Genomic DNA, 16,330 nt, shown 5'->3' with positions numbered 1-16,330 from the left:
GATTTAGAATTTGAAGTTATAAGTGATATTGGGTACCCAGCGGAACAAAGAAGTCTGCATCGCACGTGTTGTTCCGGGACGGTCAGGATTGTCTTCGAAATTGATGGTATAGGCATTCTCTCTGCCGTACAGGTTATAAATACCGAACGTCCATGAACCGCGGAATCGCTTATTGGAAACTGGTTCATAAGTAGCACTCAGGTCCATTCTGTGATAGGCAGGCATTCTGTCAGCATTTCTGTTGCTGTACTGGAATATGGTTTGACCGTTCAGCTCATATTTTCCGGTAGGGAAGGTAACGGCGTTTCCTGTGCTGTAAACAAACAATCCTGAGAAGCTCCATTTTGGATTAAGCTGGTAAGTGGCAACAATGGATAGATCGTGGGTTTTATCCATTCTGGCATTGTACCATTCATTATTATTAATTCCGTTGATCTTTCTTTCCGTTTTAGAAAGGGTATAGGAAATCCATCCTGTAAGTTTTCCGCTTTTCTTTTTAGCAATAAGTTCAAGACCATAAGCTCTTCCTTTTCCGAACAACAGTTCACTTTCTACATCAGATCCGGCATCAAATCCAATCTGAGCCCCGTTTTTGAAGTCGATCTGATTTTTCATGGATTTGTAATAAACTTCAGCATTCAACTCATAATTATTGTTGTTGAAATTCCTGCTGTAGCCCACACTGATCTGGTCTGCAATTTCAGGTTTTACCGTATAGCTGCTTCCTATCCACTGGTCAGTAGGGTTTCCGCTGTTGCTGTTGCTCAAAAGGTGAAGATTCTGCGTGTTGCGTGAATAGCCTCCTTTCACACTGCTTACTTCATTGATTCGGTAGTTTGCGCTAATTCTTGGTTCAGGATTCACATACGTTTTTCCGAATTTTCCTTTCTCTAAGAATTCACTGTCGGTAAGTACCCCGTTTTCATACGTATTGAATGTATCTCCTCCCAATACACTGAACATGGCAAGTCTTACCCCGTAATTGATGGTTAACTTTTCCGTTGCTTTAAAATCATCGTTGATGTAAACCGCATTTTCCCATGAATATCTCGGATTTCTTGGAAAGCTGCTCACCGTAGTACCAGAAGCACTGCTTGGAGTAAGAGTATGATAAATAGACTGGAGGCCGAAACGTACAGAATGCTTGTTCCCGGCAAACCAGGTGAAATCCTGCTTAAGATTCCAGTCACGTATTTTTGAATTTAAATCAAATACAGTATCATCGTTTTTCAGACTGATTTTATAATCATAATTACTGTAGATAAATGAAGTATTGGAGAATAACTTACTACTGATAATGCTGTTCCATCTCAAAGTAGCTGTTGTATTTCCCCAGTCTGTATTGAAGGTGTCTCCCAATCCCAGAACATCTCTTCCAAAGTATCCTGAAAGATAAATACGGTTATTTTCATTGATCTGATAATTGGCTTTCAGGTTGAGATCATAAAAATATAACTTGTTGTCTTTATAATCTTTGTTGGTTTTAAGAAACAAATCGGCATAAGTTCTTCTTCCTGAAACAATGAATGATGATTTTTCCTTCTGAATAGGACCTTCTACACTCAGCCTGCTGCTGATCAGACCGATTCCACCATTCAGGTTGTAGTCCTTATTATTTCCGTCTTTCATTTTGACATCCAGTACAGACGAAAGCCGGCCTCCGTACTGTGCAGGACTGTTTCCTTTGATGATACTGGCATCTTTCAGAGCATCACTGTTGAAGGTGCTGAAAAACCCAAGAAGGTGGGACGCGTTATAAACCGGGGCTTCATCCAGTAATATAAGATTCTGGTCGGTAGCGCCGCCTCTTACACTGAATCCGCTGCTTCCCTCACCGTTACTTTTGATACCCGGTAAAAGCTGTATGGTTTTCATCACATCCTTTTCCCCAAAAAGAACAGGGAGCTTTTCAATACTTTTTATATTCAACGTTTCTGCTCCCATTTGAGCAGAGGTTAAATTTTTATCCTTTTTAACAGCAGTCACAACTACTTCGTCAATGGCCTTTGTTGTCTCTTCCTGAGGCAGAAGAGGCAGATCAAGTTTCATATTCTGATCTACTGTAATCTGTTGTTCAAAATCTTTATATCCCGGATTGGAAATAATGATGGTATAATTGCCTGCAGGCAGGGAAAGAGAATAAAATCCATATTCATTGGCTGCAACGTTGATGGAAGGATCTTCACTTACTTTTACCGATACTCCGATTAACAGCTCACCGTTTTTTTTGTCTTTCACAGTTCCACTTACAGAATAGGTTTGTTGGGCTATTGCCAGGGTACTGAAACAGAGCGCTGCGGTGGCAGCGGTAATTTTTAAAAAGGATGTTTGCATTAGTTTATTTTAAAGTAGTAGATCTCTTGTATAGGAATTAATGTTTTGATGATGTACGATTAGTTAGATGAATAGGAGATTTGTTACATGTAACAAATTAATTATGAAATAAATCCACTGAAAAAGGATGTTTTTGAAAATGGTAAAAGCAAGAATAAAATAAGACTGTTACATAAAAAATAATATTATGTATTGTATATTGATTTATTAACTGTTTTTTAGTCAATTATGTTAAAAAATAAATTATTAACGATTGTTGTGTGAACTTTATTGCTGGTTATTATAAAAATTATAGACCTAAGTATTTAAAGAGCTTTCATTGCCTGCCTGCGATGTAAAGACTTTTTTGACTTAAAAAACTTCTTCAGAACCTTTGATCAGAATTTTAATCTTATCTTGGCTAAGAATTAAGAGGAAAGAGCATGGAAAATGTAAGAACGTGATCAGGAAAAATGGTTCCACTGCAATACTGACAATATTGTTCATTATCGTATTGGTGAATAAAGATGCAAAAGCATGGCTGATGAGACAGGTGGCTTCCACGGGAATTCTCAATTCCAGTATATCAGAATCAAAAAAGAATCAGAATGCTTCAGCAAGGGTTTCCTATGCCGGATTTATGCTGAAAAGTGAAGGTGGAACCATCATTAATACTTCTGATTTACAAAATAAAGTAGTCTTCATTAATTTTTGGGCTTCATGGTGTCCTCCCTGCAGAGCAGAATTTCCCTCTGTTCAGAAGCTGTATGATCAGTATAAAAATAATCCGGACATTGTATTTCTTACCGTAAATCTTGATGATAACACAGCTCTTGGAAAATCTTATTTAAAGGAAAAAGGCTTTACAGTTCCTTTTCTGGTGCCGGCTGGCAATATTCCGGGTGTACTTTACAGTGGGTCATTGCCTACAACGGTAGTGCTGGATAAAAAAGGTGACATCCGCCTGCATCATAAGGGGCTGGCAGATTACAGTAAAGACTCCTTTTACAAACAGATCGATGAACTATTGAAACAAAAGCCTTAATTTATACCTTAAAAAATAGAATATGCTGCATCAGCTGAGGTCTCATATCGAAAAAATACTACCCCTTAATGATGATGAGTTTGAATTGATATCATCCTGTTTTATCTATAAAAAATATAAAAAACATCAGTTTTTAGTACAGGAAGGAGAATCAGTTCCTTACAATTATTTTGTCCTGAAAGGTCTTTTGAAACTGGTTTATTCTGATGAAACCGGAAAAGAGCATATTATCGGCTTTGCCATGGAAGATTGGTGGGAAACAGATTTTCCTGCTTACTATCAGCAAACTTTGGCAACCATGTCTTTGGAATGCCTTGAAGATACAGAAGTATTGTGCCTTCAGTTAGATGACTACAAAAAGCTCTGTACCCAACTGCCAAAACTGGAACATTTTTTTCTGGAAAAAGCATACATGGGATTTATTACCGCTCAGCAACGAACTATTTCCATGATGACAACCGGAATAAAAGAACGGTATGACCAGCTTTTGAAAAAATATCCTTCTTTAGTTCAACGGGTACCGAAATCTCTTTTAGCAGCTTATTTAGGCGTTTCCAGGGAAACTTTAAGCCGTCTTCCACTGTAAAACCGTGATGGAGCTCACACAATAATTGTGATCAGAATCACAGAGATTTACTGTAGTTGTTCTGCAATTTTGTACAGTAAAATATAACAAATTCGTACAATGGAAAAAAGAACGGTTAACCCATGGAAATGGCAGGATGAGAGAAGCTATTCTCAGGCTGTAGAGGTAAAAAATGTTGAATGTACTTTATACTGCTCAGGACAGGCGGCTATTGATCCTGATGGAACATCCAGTGATAAGGATATGAAATCGCAGCTGGAACAGGCTATTGCCAACCTGGAAGAAGTGATCACTACAGCAGGGTATGAATGCAGCGGTATTGTAAGATTAAATATCTATACAACTTCTACGGAAGAACTCTGGCCTTATTTTCCCATTCTTCAGGAATGGATTGGCAGACATAAAATTCAGCAGGCCGTAACGATGCTTGAAGTAACAGGCTTGTTTGAAACTTTAAAAGTGGAACTTGAAGCTACAGTTGTAAAATAAATGAGAAACCAGGCTTAAAAAAATAAACCTCCAAAATATAATCTGGAGGTTTTTTCCTAAATTTATCCTATACCAATTACTATATCCAAAGATCTTATGAATATTCAACTTTTTTCAAAAAATGCTTTAGTAGGTGGAGCTACCCAGGGAATAGGCGCAGGAATTGCCATAGAGCTGGCAAAATGCGGGGCCAATGTTACCGTTATGGCCCGTAATGAAACAAAACTTAAAGCCTTCGTTTCTTCACTGCCGGTAATTAATCCGGAACAGAAACATGAATATCTGGTGGCTGACTTTTCAGACTTTGAAGAGTATAAGAAAATTATAACAGGATATTTTAATGACCATTCGGTTGATATTTTGGTAAACAATACAAACGGTCCGGAACCAGGTTTGGCACTCGATAAAACGCCGGATGATTATCAGAAAGCGTTTGATCTTCTTTTTAAAACGGTTTGCGAAACAACGTTATTGGCTTTACCTCATATGATCCAACAGAAAAAAGGCCGTATTATCAATGTTTCTTCTTTATCAGTTAAGGAACCCATCGGAAATCTGGCGCTGTCAAATTCTATCCGTTCTGCGGTAATTGCATGGGCAAAAACCCTTTCGAATGAAATTGCACAACATAATATCACCGTAAATAATGTTCTGACAGGATATTTTGACACCGAACGAATCCAAAAACTTGTTACCCATGAGGCTCAGCAAAGCGGTGCTCCGGCGGAAGAAATAAAAAAGACAAGAGAAAATAAGATTCCCATGAAAAGATTCGGGCAGCCGGAAGAATATGGACATCTTGTTGCCTTCCTTGCATCAGAATATGCCGGATATCTCACCGGAACCAGTATTCCTCTGGACGGAGGGCTAAATAATACCTATTAGATGTAATAAACCCTTTCCCCCAGTTGTCATATCAATATTGAAAATATTATATGAAAAACTGGTCTTTTAAAAAGTGGAACACCGTGCTGGGATGGTTCCTTTTTGCTATTGCACTTATCACTTATCTTTCAACAATGGAGCATTCCCTGAGTTTTTGGGACTGTGGGGAGTATATTTCTTCTGCAGTAAAACTTGAGGTGACCCATGCTCCGGGAGCTGCCTTATTCCAGATTATGGGAGCCGTGGCGAGTATTTTTGCTCTGGGAAATGGTGAAAATTATTCCATTGTGATCAATGCTATGTCAGCTTTGTTCAGTGCACTTACCATTCTATTTCTGTTCTGGACAATTACCCATTTTTTAAGATGGATTTTACACAAAAAATTTGAAGAGATTACCAGATCTCAGGAAATTTCAATCCTGTTTGCCGGGGTTATCGGGGCTTTATGTTTTACGTTTTCAGATACATTCTGGTTTTCAGCCGTAGAAGGGGAGGTATATGCAATGGCTTCTCTGTTTATCGCATTGTTGGTCTGGCTGATCACCAAATGGGAGAATGAATCTAAAGCTGCTGACAGCGAGAGATGGATCATTCTTATTTTCTTTATAATAGGACTTTCTGTGGGCGTGCATATGATGTGTATGCTTGCAATTCCGGCCATATGTCTGGTATACTACGCCCGAAACTATAATTTTTCCTGGAAGAGCTTCATGACTGCCAATCTGATTACATTAGGAATTCTTGCATTTGTATTCAAGATTATCTTTCCTTTGGTCATGACAATGTTTGGTAAACTTGAGATTTTCTTTGTGAACGGGTTGGGACTTCCATTCCATTCAGGGACAATTGTGGCGTTTGTTCTTATGACGGCATTCAGTTATTTCTTGATTAAATATGCAAGAAATACAAAAAGAAAAGTGTATCAGACCATCGTTTTATCCCTTGTGTATATGATGATTGGTTTCTCTTGCTGGCTGGTGATTCCCATCAGGGCAAATGCCAATCCGCCGATGAACCTTAATGATCCGGATACTGCAATAGGAATGAGAGATTATTATAACAGGGTACAATATGGTGACTGGCCTACAATTTACGGACAGAACTACACCGCATTTCTTGACAAAAATGGATTGGAAAAAGATGAGGACGGAAGCTATAAAAAAGATGTGACAGGAGATATTTATGAAAAAGATGAAAAAACAGGTACCTACAGAAAAACCGGGGAACAGTTCAATTATGTGTTTAATAAATCACATGTCAGTTTCATGCCGCGGATGTTCAATCAAGATAAAGAGATTATTGCAAATTATATTACCTTGTATGGCGCTCCTGATTTTACCTTCAATTATGATAATGAAGACGTGGCAGACAATCCGGAGGCCAAAAGAATTTTTGATGAACTGAGAGCAAAATATGAAGGAGACTCCATCACAGCAGAAGATTACCTGAAAGTAAAACCTTATGATCTTATCAAGGTACAACGTCCATCTTTTGCTCAGAATATGGATTATTTCATCTCTTTCCAAAACGGATACTATTTTGTCCGGTATCTGATGTGGAATTTCGTAGGAAGACAGAACGATCTTGAGGGACATATGGAGAATACCAATGGTAACTGGATCTCAGGATTTTCTTTTATTGATAATGCATTGTTGGGTGATCAGGATCATATGCCGGCTAAATTTAAAAATGAAAGTACCGTTAAGTTTTTCTTTCTTCCATTGATCTTAGGACTTATCGGTTTCTTTTTTCAGCTGAACAGGGACTTCGGGAGATTTTATGCTATTCTTTCGCTGTTTGTGCTGACAAGTATGGGAATTGTCTTCTATACCGGAGTAAAACCATTTGAAGTGAGGGAAAGAGATTATGCGATGGTAGGTTCTTTCTATGCCTTTGCCATCTGGATCGGCCTGGGAGCAGGAGCAGTACTTTGGCTGATTCAGTCTAAACTTCAATCTAATGCGGCTCATATTATTCTGGGAGTAGTATTGTTGGGAATTCCTTTTATGATGGGATTCCAGAATTATACTTCGCATGACCGCAGTAAAAAGACCGCAGCCCGTGATTATGCTTATTCATTTTTACGTTCGCTGCCTAAAGAAGATATTATTTTTATTTATGGTGATAATGATACTTTTCCCGTATGGGCAATCCAGGAGACGGAAAGATTCAGAGATGATGTGAAAACAGTCAACTTTACTCTTTTAGCTACTCCATGGAATATAGATCAGGTGAAAAGAAGAACATACAATGCAAGGGGAATTCCGGGTGAATTAACGCATGAAGAATATAGAGATGGGGTAAATGATCAGGTATATCTGATGAAAAAAGAGGATTGGGAAGGTTTTTTCCAAATGTTGAAAGAACAGGGAGCGCCAGACACTGCTTTCCGGGAATTCAGAAAATATCTGACTCAGGATTCATTGACCCTGAAGGATGCTATAAGATTCCTTCGACTTAAATCATCTGAAAAAGATGAATTGCTGAAGATGTATTTCGGGGAAAAGCAATATGAAAAATACAATATTCTCCCGGTAAGTAAATTTATCCTTCCCGTAAATAAGCAAAATGCTGTGAAATCAGGGATCATCAATAAGGCTGATCTTTCCAAAGCGGTAGATCAGATTATAATCAATTATGAAGCGAATACTCTTTACAAAAGCAATCTGATGATGTTGGATATGCTGGCCAATTTCGACTGGAAGCGTCCTATAAATTTCTCATCAGGTGGAATGTATGAAAGTGAGAATATTTTTTATCTTGATGAATATCTGCAGTTTGATGGATTCAGTTACAGATTGGTTCCTATTCATACGCCTCAGAGTCCGGATGGGGATAAAGGAAGGGTAGATGCCAATTCACTTTATCAGGTGGTGAAAAACTTCAGATGGGGGAATTTTAAAGACCTCAGTGTTTATTATAATGAAACGGCAACTTCCAATATTTTAGGCTACAGAATGTCAGTAAGCAGGGCTGTATCTGCACTTGTGGTCAGCGGGCAGAAAGCTAAGGCACTAGAGCTGTTGGATCTTGCGGCAAAAGAAATTCCTGTTGAAAAATACAATGACCCAAGATCATTAAGTTCAATGGTAACCGGATATATTGTTGCAGGGCAGGAGCAGAAAGGTCTTCAGCTGGCAGAAACCCTTAAGAAAGGGATATTTGAAGAATATGATTATTATCAAAATCTTTCTCCGGCATTTAAAGCAGCAGCAAGAAAACAGATGAGGTCAAAACCAATGGAATATGCGTTAGTGGTTTCTGCAGTTATAGAAGCCTACAAAACGTTGGGACAGAATGAAAAAGCATATGCCTATCTTTTGCAGTCAATAGAGCCAATTGATAAGAAATTCAGTGTTTTTATAAAAGGACTGCAGCAAATGGGAAAAGAAAAAGCGATTAAAGAATCGGAAAATATCCGCCAAATTGCTCCTTTTTACCAGTATTTATTCAATGTCATGGAGCCTTTTGATTCTGCTTATTCCAGAAAAAAGGAAATTGAAATTACCAATGCTATGATGAAAGCAACACAATAAATTATAAATAGAAAAAGCCTTTAAATTCAGTATTTAAAGGCTTTTTTAATATCAATAAAATAAACTCAGACTTATTTTCAGAATTCATCTTCATAATTGCCCTTCTCATCTGTATGAATATCATTCAGCTCATTGCTATTTTCTCCTGAAATGCTTCTTCAGATGACAATCATCATTTAGTTTAAGATTCAATGGCAAATTCTTTCTCCAGTCGGATCGCTTTTGGGAAAAGGATATTATTCTCAAGATGAATATGTTTATGTAAGTCATTTTCAAAATCCTGAAGCATGGCAAATGCTACCTTATAGGTGTTACAGGCATCAGAAGGGGGAAGATATTCATCTGTGATTTCGGCAATTCTTCTGAAGCGGTCACCTTCCACTGTATGTTCGTGTTCCATCATATGAACAGGATTTTCTACGGTTCCAAAATGAGGCTGGGAAAGTGTACTGCCAGATATTTTGGCTTTTACCATATTTTTTACAAACGGGAACAGGATCAGTTCTTCTTTCTTCATATGGGCTGCAAGATCGTGAGCAGATTCATTGAATAATGCATTAATTTCAAACAACTCCGGATGTCTGTCTCCGTGAACTTTACATAATTTATCAAGGAAAGCTTGCAGAACAGGTTTTTTTTCTTCTACATAACGGTGATGGGTTTTCTCAATATAATCTGTCAGCAAATCTAAGGGCCAGCTGTTGAAATCTATTGTGGATCCTTCATTCTTCGGAAGCGCTTCCAATTCTTCATAAACCTTTTCAGGAGCAAGTTTCTTATTGCTGCATGCCTCTTCAATGGTTCTTCCGCCTTTACAGCAGAAATCAATTCCATGTCTTTTAAAAATTGCGGCTGTTCTGAAATCTTCAGCAACCATATTTCCTATAAAGTCTGTTCTTGTATCCATAATATAATACTTTTTTGTCTTTTTATTATTTAAAATTTTTTAATTACTTTTTGAGAGATAAAATATATTTTACCATCTGTTTTGCATTCTCCTTACTTAATCCTGTGTGAGGTGTCATCGGAATTTCTCCCCAATTGCCTTTACCTCCGTCAATTATTTTTTGTGCCAGCATATCAAGATCTTTATCCGTATACTTTGCTGCAACTTCATGATAAGAAGGGCCTATTAATTTAGAATCTATTTTATGGCAGGTAAGACAATCTGTTCCTTCTATTAATTTCAATCCTTCATGTTTTGATTTATCAGCGGAAGAGGAAACTTCAGGAACTGCTTCAACTGGCTGTGGTTGGGCAACCTGTTGTGCAGAATATGGTTCAGGCTGTGGGATAGGAGTTGTTTCCGTTTTGGAACAGGAGAATAAGAGCGTGGTTAAGGTCAATACGCTTATGGTATTTAGAAGGAGTGTTCTCATAATGAATAGTGTTTGTTATTGAACTGTATTTCTTTTGAATTGTAAAATGATGGCTGCTATGAGCATTAATGCTTTTGTGGTTTCGGCATAAATAAAATAGTCGTGCAATGGAGTAGGAGATAATGCGTTTCCTGATGAAAGCAGGTCTACACGAGAATCAAGTACCGGCAGCAGCCAGAATTGTTCTAAAGCAAGTATAGAAATTAGAACAGTAAGAATTATAAAGTCCGTTTTTGTATAATTTCTTCGGCTCATAAGCATCAGCACAAGAATTATAAAAATAAATCCCCATTGTATTTTTGAAGATATTCCAAACATGAGTTTTCCTAATCCTAATGCGGTAGTAAGGGTGATGCCCTGAACCTGAAACTTTAATGGGGTCTCCAGAAAGCTGATAGTCATAAACATCCCGGTCATCAGACAGAGAAAGAGTAGTACCAAAGGATTTTTGAGAAATAGTTTCATTGTAAATTATTTAATATATAAAGATCTTTTTATCTTTTATTTGGTCAAATTTTTTTAGACCTTCAGATGAGTAAGCTGTAAGTCCAGATTGTCAACAAACATTTGAATTTTTGAGGTTTCAAGCATGATTCGCAGATCCTGTCGGATGCTTTTGAACTGATCATGAAGCGGGCATGGATGTGTTTCTGAACATTGATCAAGTCCAAGTCCGCAACCGATGAAAAGCTTATCCCCGTCAATTTCTCTTACAATATCAGCAATGGAAGTGTTCAGATTTTTCTGATCCATATAAAAACCTCCGTTTGGACCTTTGGCAGATTGTACAAATCCTTTTCTGCTCAGGTCCTGTAAAATTTTGGCGATAAAGTGTTCCGGTGAATGGATGCTCTTTGAAATATCTTTAATCCCGACCCTGCTGTCATTTTTAGACTGTTGGGCAATGTAGATCAAAGCTCTTAAGGCATATTCACAGGTTTTTGAAAACATTTTTCTGAGTTTTATAAGGCAAAGATAGAAAGATATTTTTAATAAAAGATAAATTTATCTTTTATTTTTTTTTAAACTGATGAAGGTCATATCTAAAACAGATTATCCAATGGAATTTTGAGTTGTTTTATTGCTTTTCCTCAGATCTGAAGGCCTGGACTGGGTAAATTCACGAAAAGTATCACTAAAGGCACTAATGGAGCTGTAGCCTACATCATCAGCAATTTCATTGATAGGCTTGTCCGTATTTAACAATAATTCAATGGCTTTGATGATTCTTAACGTTTTCAGATATTGAAGAAAAGAAATATCCATATCTGATTTGAAAAGCCGGGACATAGAACGTTCACTCAAGCCGAATCTGCTGCTTACATTGGTCAAAGTAAGTTTTTCCCCGATATTCCATTCCAGATAAGATACAATTCTCATCATCTGTTTGTTGTGTGTAGCAGGAAGAATAATAGGTAATGGCTGTTGATGAGTTTTTGGCAGGATTTTTTTTAAAGCTACCAGAAATTCAAAGTTTTCGTCTTTCGCAGTTACGTGTTTTTCATCCCAGATTTCAGTATACTTAATCATCTGGATCAGAAGTTCTGATGCCGGATATATTCCCAGTCTGCTGTAGAAAGGATCTGAGAGATCATCATGAGCATAGAAATAAAGAGAGCGCAGAACTGTTGCCGTATGTCCGATCTCTAAAATATGTTCCATTCCCTGCGGAATCCAGAAGAAATGCCGGGCCGGAACCACATATGTTCTGTTGTTGATTGTAATATAGGCAATACCGCCTTCTACATAGCTCAGCTGTCCTTTTGTATGCTTGTGGAAGGGAATTAGTTTTTCCGATTTTTCGTGCATAACAAATACACTTTTGTCGTCCTTATCAATATCAGGAAGTGCAGCAATTAATCCCATAAAAAAATAAAAGTACCAATGAAAATGCAAATATAATGATTTGGCCGGAATCATGTAAAAGTTGACTATTTTAGATAAATAAAATTTCCGGATTGCCAATAAATTTGCAGTGCAATAATTCAAAAATTCAAATGAAAATTTATGTCGCCGGATTGCTGATACTGGGAATTTCCTATACAATATCAGCTCAGACTGGCAACCCAACAAAGGATACTCTACGACTCTCCTTAAAAGATGCATGGCAGAGAGCTGAAGAGAACAGCCGTCACATCAGAATTAATACCATCAACCTGGACATAGCGGAAGCTGAAGTAAAAGATGCAAAAAGAGAACGGCTTCCGGAAATAGAAGTTAAAGGTTCTGCCGAAAAAGCGTCTAACATTCCCATCTATGAAAACGGAATTTTTTCCAAACCGACCCAGCATGAAGTCATTCATACGCTTTACCGAGCCGGAGCAGATTTTTATCTGAATATTTATAATGGAAACAAACTGAATCTTAAGATTAAAGAAAATCAGACTCTTCAGAAAATTAAGGATATCCAGAAAGAACAGTCTGTTTCTGATATTCATTACAAAACGGCAGCGCTTTATCTTGAACTTCAGAAAACTTTAATTTTCAGAAACCTTATACAGCAGGATATTGCTGATCAGAAAACACAGCTTAAAGAAATTCAGGCCCTTTATAAAAACGGGGTCGTTTTAAAAAGCGATGTTTTAAGAATTGAGCTTGAACTGTCAAAGCGGAAGATGGCTTTGGTGACTATAGAAAATGATATTCTCATCGCGATGCAGAAATTGAATATTATTCTTGGAATTCCGGATGAGCAGACTGTTATTCCTGAAGCACCGTTTAATCAATGGAATGAAAGCACAACTTACAATGAGTACCTGAAACTGGCAATGGATCATTCTTTCAATTATCATGTCTCTGAACAACAGACAGAACTGAGCAAGATCAAACTGAAGCAGGTAAAAGCCAATGTAAGACCTAAAATTGGGATGTATGGTGAATTCTATTATGCCAATCCGCAGATTTTTCTTTATCCCTACAATCCTTATTGGTATTCATTGGGAATAGTAGGAGTTAAAGCTTCGTTTTCCATTTCATCCCTTTATCACAATACTCACAAAGTGAAAGCGGCCCAACTGGAATTTGAAAAGGAAGAAGAAGCACACAAGGATACAGAGGATAAAGTAAGACAACAGGTAAAAGAAGCCTATCTGAGGTATCAGGAAGCCCTTGAGCAGATAAAAGTAGCGGAAGCCAATGTCACCCAGGCCAAAGAGAATGCACGCATCATTAAGAATACTTACTTCAGCCAGACTTCTCTTATTACAGAACTGCTGGATGCTGATATACAGCTTCTTCAGACAAAATTTGAACTGGAAGCAGCAAAAATTATGGCACAGAACAATTATTATTTACTACAAAACATTACAGGCGTTTTATAATACAATGAAAAAAAAATATACTCCCACAGATAGGCTGATCACAAAGATCACAGGATGGATTTCAGTCTTAATTGTTGCCGCACTTGCCATATGGGGCGGTTTTACTTTAAAGAATTACTATGCCTATGAACAGACCAATGATGCACAGGTTCAGGAATATGTGAATCCTATTATTTCAAGAGCAGGAGGATTCATTGTAGCCGTGAAATTTGAAGAAAACCAGGAAGTGAAAAAAGGGGATACGCTTCTGATTATAGATAACCGTGAATATGTTCTTCAGGAAAAGCAGACTCAGGCTGCCCTTCAGAAAGCCCATGCCCAATTGAAAGTATTGGAAAGTACTACAGGTACTACAGAAAAAGAAGCTGCAGCAGCGATGGCTCAGGTGGACGCCAATAAGGCAAAAGTTTGGAAACAGCAACTTGATTATAACAGATACAAAAAATTGTATGACGAAGAATCTGCTACTAAACAGCGGCTTGAAGATGTAAAAGCAACGTTGGATGTCAATGAAAGTGATTACCAATCTTCCCAGGATAATTATGCTGCTTCAATGTCTAAAATAAATGATATCCGGGCGGAAAAAACGGTTGTTATCGCAGAAATTGCCAGATTGGAAGCATTGCTGGACCGTCATCAATTAGATGTAAGCTATACCGCAGTCACCGCAGCTTATGATGGAAGAATGGGAAGAAGAACCGTTGAAGTAGGGCAGATGATTGATGCCGGAGAAACGCTGGCGTTTATCGTCAATAATGAAACAGATAAATGGGTGGTTGCGAATTATAAAGAAACGCAGATCAGGGATATGCATATCGGGGATCATGTGAAAATTGTAGCAGATTCTTATCCTGACAGGGAATTTAAGGGAACAATTATCTCACTTTCTCCTGCAACAGGTTCTAGTTTTTCATTACTTCCTCCGGATAATTCCACCGGGAATTACGTGAAAATCGTACAGCGTATCCCTGTGAGAATAAGATTGGACGGTAAAAGAAGAGAAATTGATGTTCTGAAAGTAGGAATGAACGTGAATGTATATGCCAATAAAAAACATTCTAATGGCTAAAAGACAAATGCCCTTTTTCAAAAGATGGGCACCGGAATGGCTGATCAAGATCATTCTCTTTTGGATGACTCTTCCGGGAATCATTATATTTTTTCTTCCTTTGGCCAATGTGAATGCCGCAGCGGGATATTATGGGAGTGAACCTGCGGATATTCAATTTTCTGTAGCATTGTTTTATGCAGGATATGTAGGATTTTACAGTCTGGAAAGAAGGTTTTTCAGCTTTCTTGCTGCAAAGGAATACTTTCTTCTGTTTACCACGCTACAGATTTTGGCCTGTCTGGTATGTTATTTTACCCGTGAAATTTATATCCTGTTTCCTGTGCGATTCATACAGGGAATGCTATTTGCAGGAAACGTGAATCTGTCACTGACTCTCATTTTTACGAGACTGAGCAGTGAAAGAGGAAGGGAAATTAGTTTTTCAGTATTCTTCGGAATTCTGATCTGTGCTCTGCCGTTCAATAATCTGATCACTGCAGATCTTATTGATTCATATAATTTTAATATTGTCTATAAAACTGCTATATTCTCTTACCTGCCTGGGCTTATTTTCCTCACTCTTGCCATGAGCAATTACAGAACTCATGCTAGATTTCATCTGTATAAACTCGACTGGCAAAGCTTTGGACTTTTCAGTACTCTACTTGTACTGATAGGATATATTACCATTTTTGGACAGGAATATTACTGGCTGGAAGATAATCGGATTCTTGGAAGTGTCATAGGAATTGTTGTTTTAGGAGGAATATCCATTTTCCGCCAGCAGGCCATTAAAAGACCTTATATTGATCTGCGGATTTTTAAATACAGAAACTTCAAAGTAGGTCTGCTGATCCTTTTTGTGATGTATATCTGCCGGTTTGCATCAGGAATTGTCAACAATTATTTTGCATCAGAACTGCATTTGGATCCGTTTCATATTTCCTATATAAATATTTTTAACCTTGCAGGATTGGTTTTTGGAGTTATTATCGCCTGTTGTATGGTTTTGCAAAAGAAAAATATACGGTACATCTGGAGTTTTGGATTTTTAATGCTGTTGATCTTTCATGGATTAATGTATTACTCTTTTGATGTGCAGGCTGATGAGTTTAATTATTATATTCCGTTGTTCCTTCAGGGATTGGGCGTAGGTTTGATTATGGTTCCAACGATTATTTTTATTATCTCGTCAGTTCCTGCTATTATTGGTCCTTCAGCGGCGGCTACAGCTCTGGCTGTCCGATATCTGGGGTTTTGCATCAGTATAGCGCTGATCAATTTTTTTGAATTGTTTGAAAAAAGCCGCCATTATAATGCTTTTCAGGATCATTTAAGTGCTATAGATCCGGCAGTCAAAAATTTTCTTCATCAGCAAACCGCTAAGCTTATTTCCAGAGGGATGCCTGAAGGGAAGGCTGCAAAAGCTGCCAACAAGCTGCTGATAGGAAGAATGAATGTTCAGGATCATGTCCGTTTTGCTATGGATTATTATGAAATGATGGTTTGGCTTCTGGCAGCATCATTGTTACTAATTCTTCTTTTTCCCTATCTGAACCGTACAGCTCTTTATTTGAAATCCCGAAGACTGTCGCCGGCTTAGATGGAATTTTAATTTTTAATATTTGGAAAAGTATAGCTTGTTAAGCTAATTTTATAGTTGAGTGCTGAGGCTGTCTTATAAGGCAGTCTCTTTTTAATTACTAACGGAATTCAAAATTTTTAT

The 16,330-nt window shown here is 37.7% G+C and carries 14 protein-coding genes; 8 read left to right on the top strand and 6 right to left on the bottom strand.

What is annotated here, in order from left to right:
• Nucleotides 1–3 precede the first annotated feature (3 nt).
• Entirely contained in the window at nucleotides 4–2,334 is a 2,331-nt protein-coding gene (locus tag OL225_RS10955; protein WP_264518273.1) for a TonB-dependent receptor, read from the bottom strand.
• A gap of 439 nt (nucleotides 2,335–2,773) precedes the next feature.
• Here OL225_RS10955 and OL225_RS10950 point away from each other — a divergent pair, with 439 nt between their 5' ends.
• From OL225_RS10950 to OL225_RS10930, 5 genes are all read left to right on the top strand, one after another.
• Nucleotides 2,774–3,358, top strand: a complete 585-nt coding sequence (locus OL225_RS10950; protein WP_264518272.1) for a TlpA family protein disulfide reductase — start codon at nucleotides 2,774–2,776, stop codon at nucleotides 3,356–3,358.
• A 22-nt stretch (nucleotides 3,359–3,380) separates the two neighbouring features.
• Nucleotides 3,381–3,944 carry a Crp/Fnr family transcriptional regulator gene (locus OL225_RS10945; RefSeq protein ID WP_047375605.1) on the top strand — a complete coding sequence of 188 codons (564 nt, stop codon included), beginning with the start codon at nucleotides 3,381–3,383 and terminating at the stop codon, nucleotides 3,942–3,944.
• A 99-nt stretch (nucleotides 3,945–4,043) separates the two neighbouring features.
• Nucleotides 4,044–4,433 carry a RidA family protein gene (locus OL225_RS10940; RefSeq protein WP_264518271.1) on the top strand — a complete coding sequence of 130 codons (390 nt, stop codon included), beginning with the start codon at nucleotides 4,044–4,046 and terminating at the stop codon, nucleotides 4,431–4,433.
• A 96-nt stretch (nucleotides 4,434–4,529) separates the two neighbouring features.
• Nucleotides 4,530–5,318 carry an SDR family oxidoreductase gene (locus OL225_RS10935; protein ID WP_264518270.1) on the top strand — a complete coding sequence of 263 codons (789 nt, stop codon included), beginning with the start codon at nucleotides 4,530–4,532 and terminating at the stop codon, nucleotides 5,316–5,318.
• A gap of 50 nt (nucleotides 5,319–5,368) precedes the next feature.
• Entirely contained in the window at nucleotides 5,369–8,854 is a 3,486-nt protein-coding gene (locus OL225_RS10930) for a DUF2723 domain-containing protein (protein ID WP_264518269.1), read from the top strand.
• A gap of 181 nt (nucleotides 8,855–9,035) precedes the next feature.
• Here OL225_RS10930 and ric read toward each other — a convergent pair whose 3' ends face one another.
• The 5 genes from ric to OL225_RS10905 form a co-directional block, all read right to left on the bottom strand.
• Complete coding sequence (gene ric, locus OL225_RS10925) at nucleotides 9,036–9,761, bottom strand: iron-sulfur cluster repair di-iron protein (RefSeq protein WP_264518268.1); 726 nt, start codon at nucleotides 9,759–9,761, stop codon at nucleotides 9,036–9,038.
• Between the two features lie 43 nt (nucleotides 9,762–9,804).
• Nucleotides 9,805–10,233: a c-type cytochrome gene (locus OL225_RS10920; RefSeq protein WP_047375595.1), complete on the bottom strand. Its 429-nt coding sequence runs from the start codon at nucleotides 10,231–10,233 to the stop codon at nucleotides 9,805–9,807.
• A gap of 15 nt (nucleotides 10,234–10,248) precedes the next feature.
• On the bottom strand, nucleotides 10,249–10,698 hold the full coding sequence (locus OL225_RS10915; RefSeq protein WP_264518267.1) for a hypothetical protein: 450 nt from the start codon (nucleotides 10,696–10,698) through the stop codon (nucleotides 10,249–10,251).
• 54 nt (nucleotides 10,699–10,752) lie between these two features.
• Complete coding sequence (locus OL225_RS10910) at nucleotides 10,753–11,184, bottom strand: RrF2 family transcriptional regulator (RefSeq protein WP_047375590.1); 432 nt, start codon at nucleotides 11,182–11,184, stop codon at nucleotides 10,753–10,755.
• Nucleotides 11,185–11,286: 102 nt separating this feature from the next.
• Nucleotides 11,287–12,099, bottom strand: coding sequence for a helix-turn-helix transcriptional regulator (locus OL225_RS10905; protein WP_047375588.1), 813 nt, complete (start codon nucleotides 12,097–12,099; stop codon nucleotides 11,287–11,289).
• 131 nt (nucleotides 12,100–12,230) lie between these two features.
• On the opposite strand from OL225_RS10905, the gene OL225_RS10900 reads away from it, so the two are divergent.
• The 3 genes from OL225_RS10900 to OL225_RS10890 are packed head-to-tail and all read left to right on the top strand — an operon-like array spanning nucleotide 12,231 to nucleotide 16,207.
• The gene (locus tag OL225_RS10900; RefSeq protein ID WP_264518266.1) at nucleotides 12,231–13,553 is read left to right on the top strand and encodes a TolC family protein; all 1,323 of its coding nucleotides are present in this window, start codon (nucleotides 12,231–12,233) and stop codon (nucleotides 13,551–13,553) included.
• Between the two features lie 4 nt (nucleotides 13,554–13,557).
• Complete coding sequence (locus OL225_RS10895; RefSeq protein WP_264518265.1) at nucleotides 13,558–14,622, top strand: HlyD family secretion protein; 1,065 nt, start codon at nucleotides 13,558–13,560, stop codon at nucleotides 14,620–14,622.
• Nucleotides 14,615–16,207 (top strand): beta-carotene 15,15'-monooxygenase, encoded by a 1,593-nt coding sequence (locus OL225_RS10890; protein WP_264518264.1) that lies wholly within the window; start codon nucleotides 14,615–14,617, stop codon nucleotides 16,205–16,207. Before OL225_RS10895 ends, OL225_RS10890 begins: the two co-directional genes overlap by 8 nt.
• The last annotated feature ends 123 nt before the right edge of the window (nucleotides 16,208–16,330 follow it).

The sequence above is a fragment of the Chryseobacterium viscerum genome, assembly GCF_025949665.1.
GTDB lineage: Bacteria > Bacteroidota > Bacteroidia > Flavobacteriales > Weeksellaceae > Chryseobacterium > Chryseobacterium viscerum_A.
This window is presented reverse-complemented; position numbering and strand designations above follow the sequence as displayed.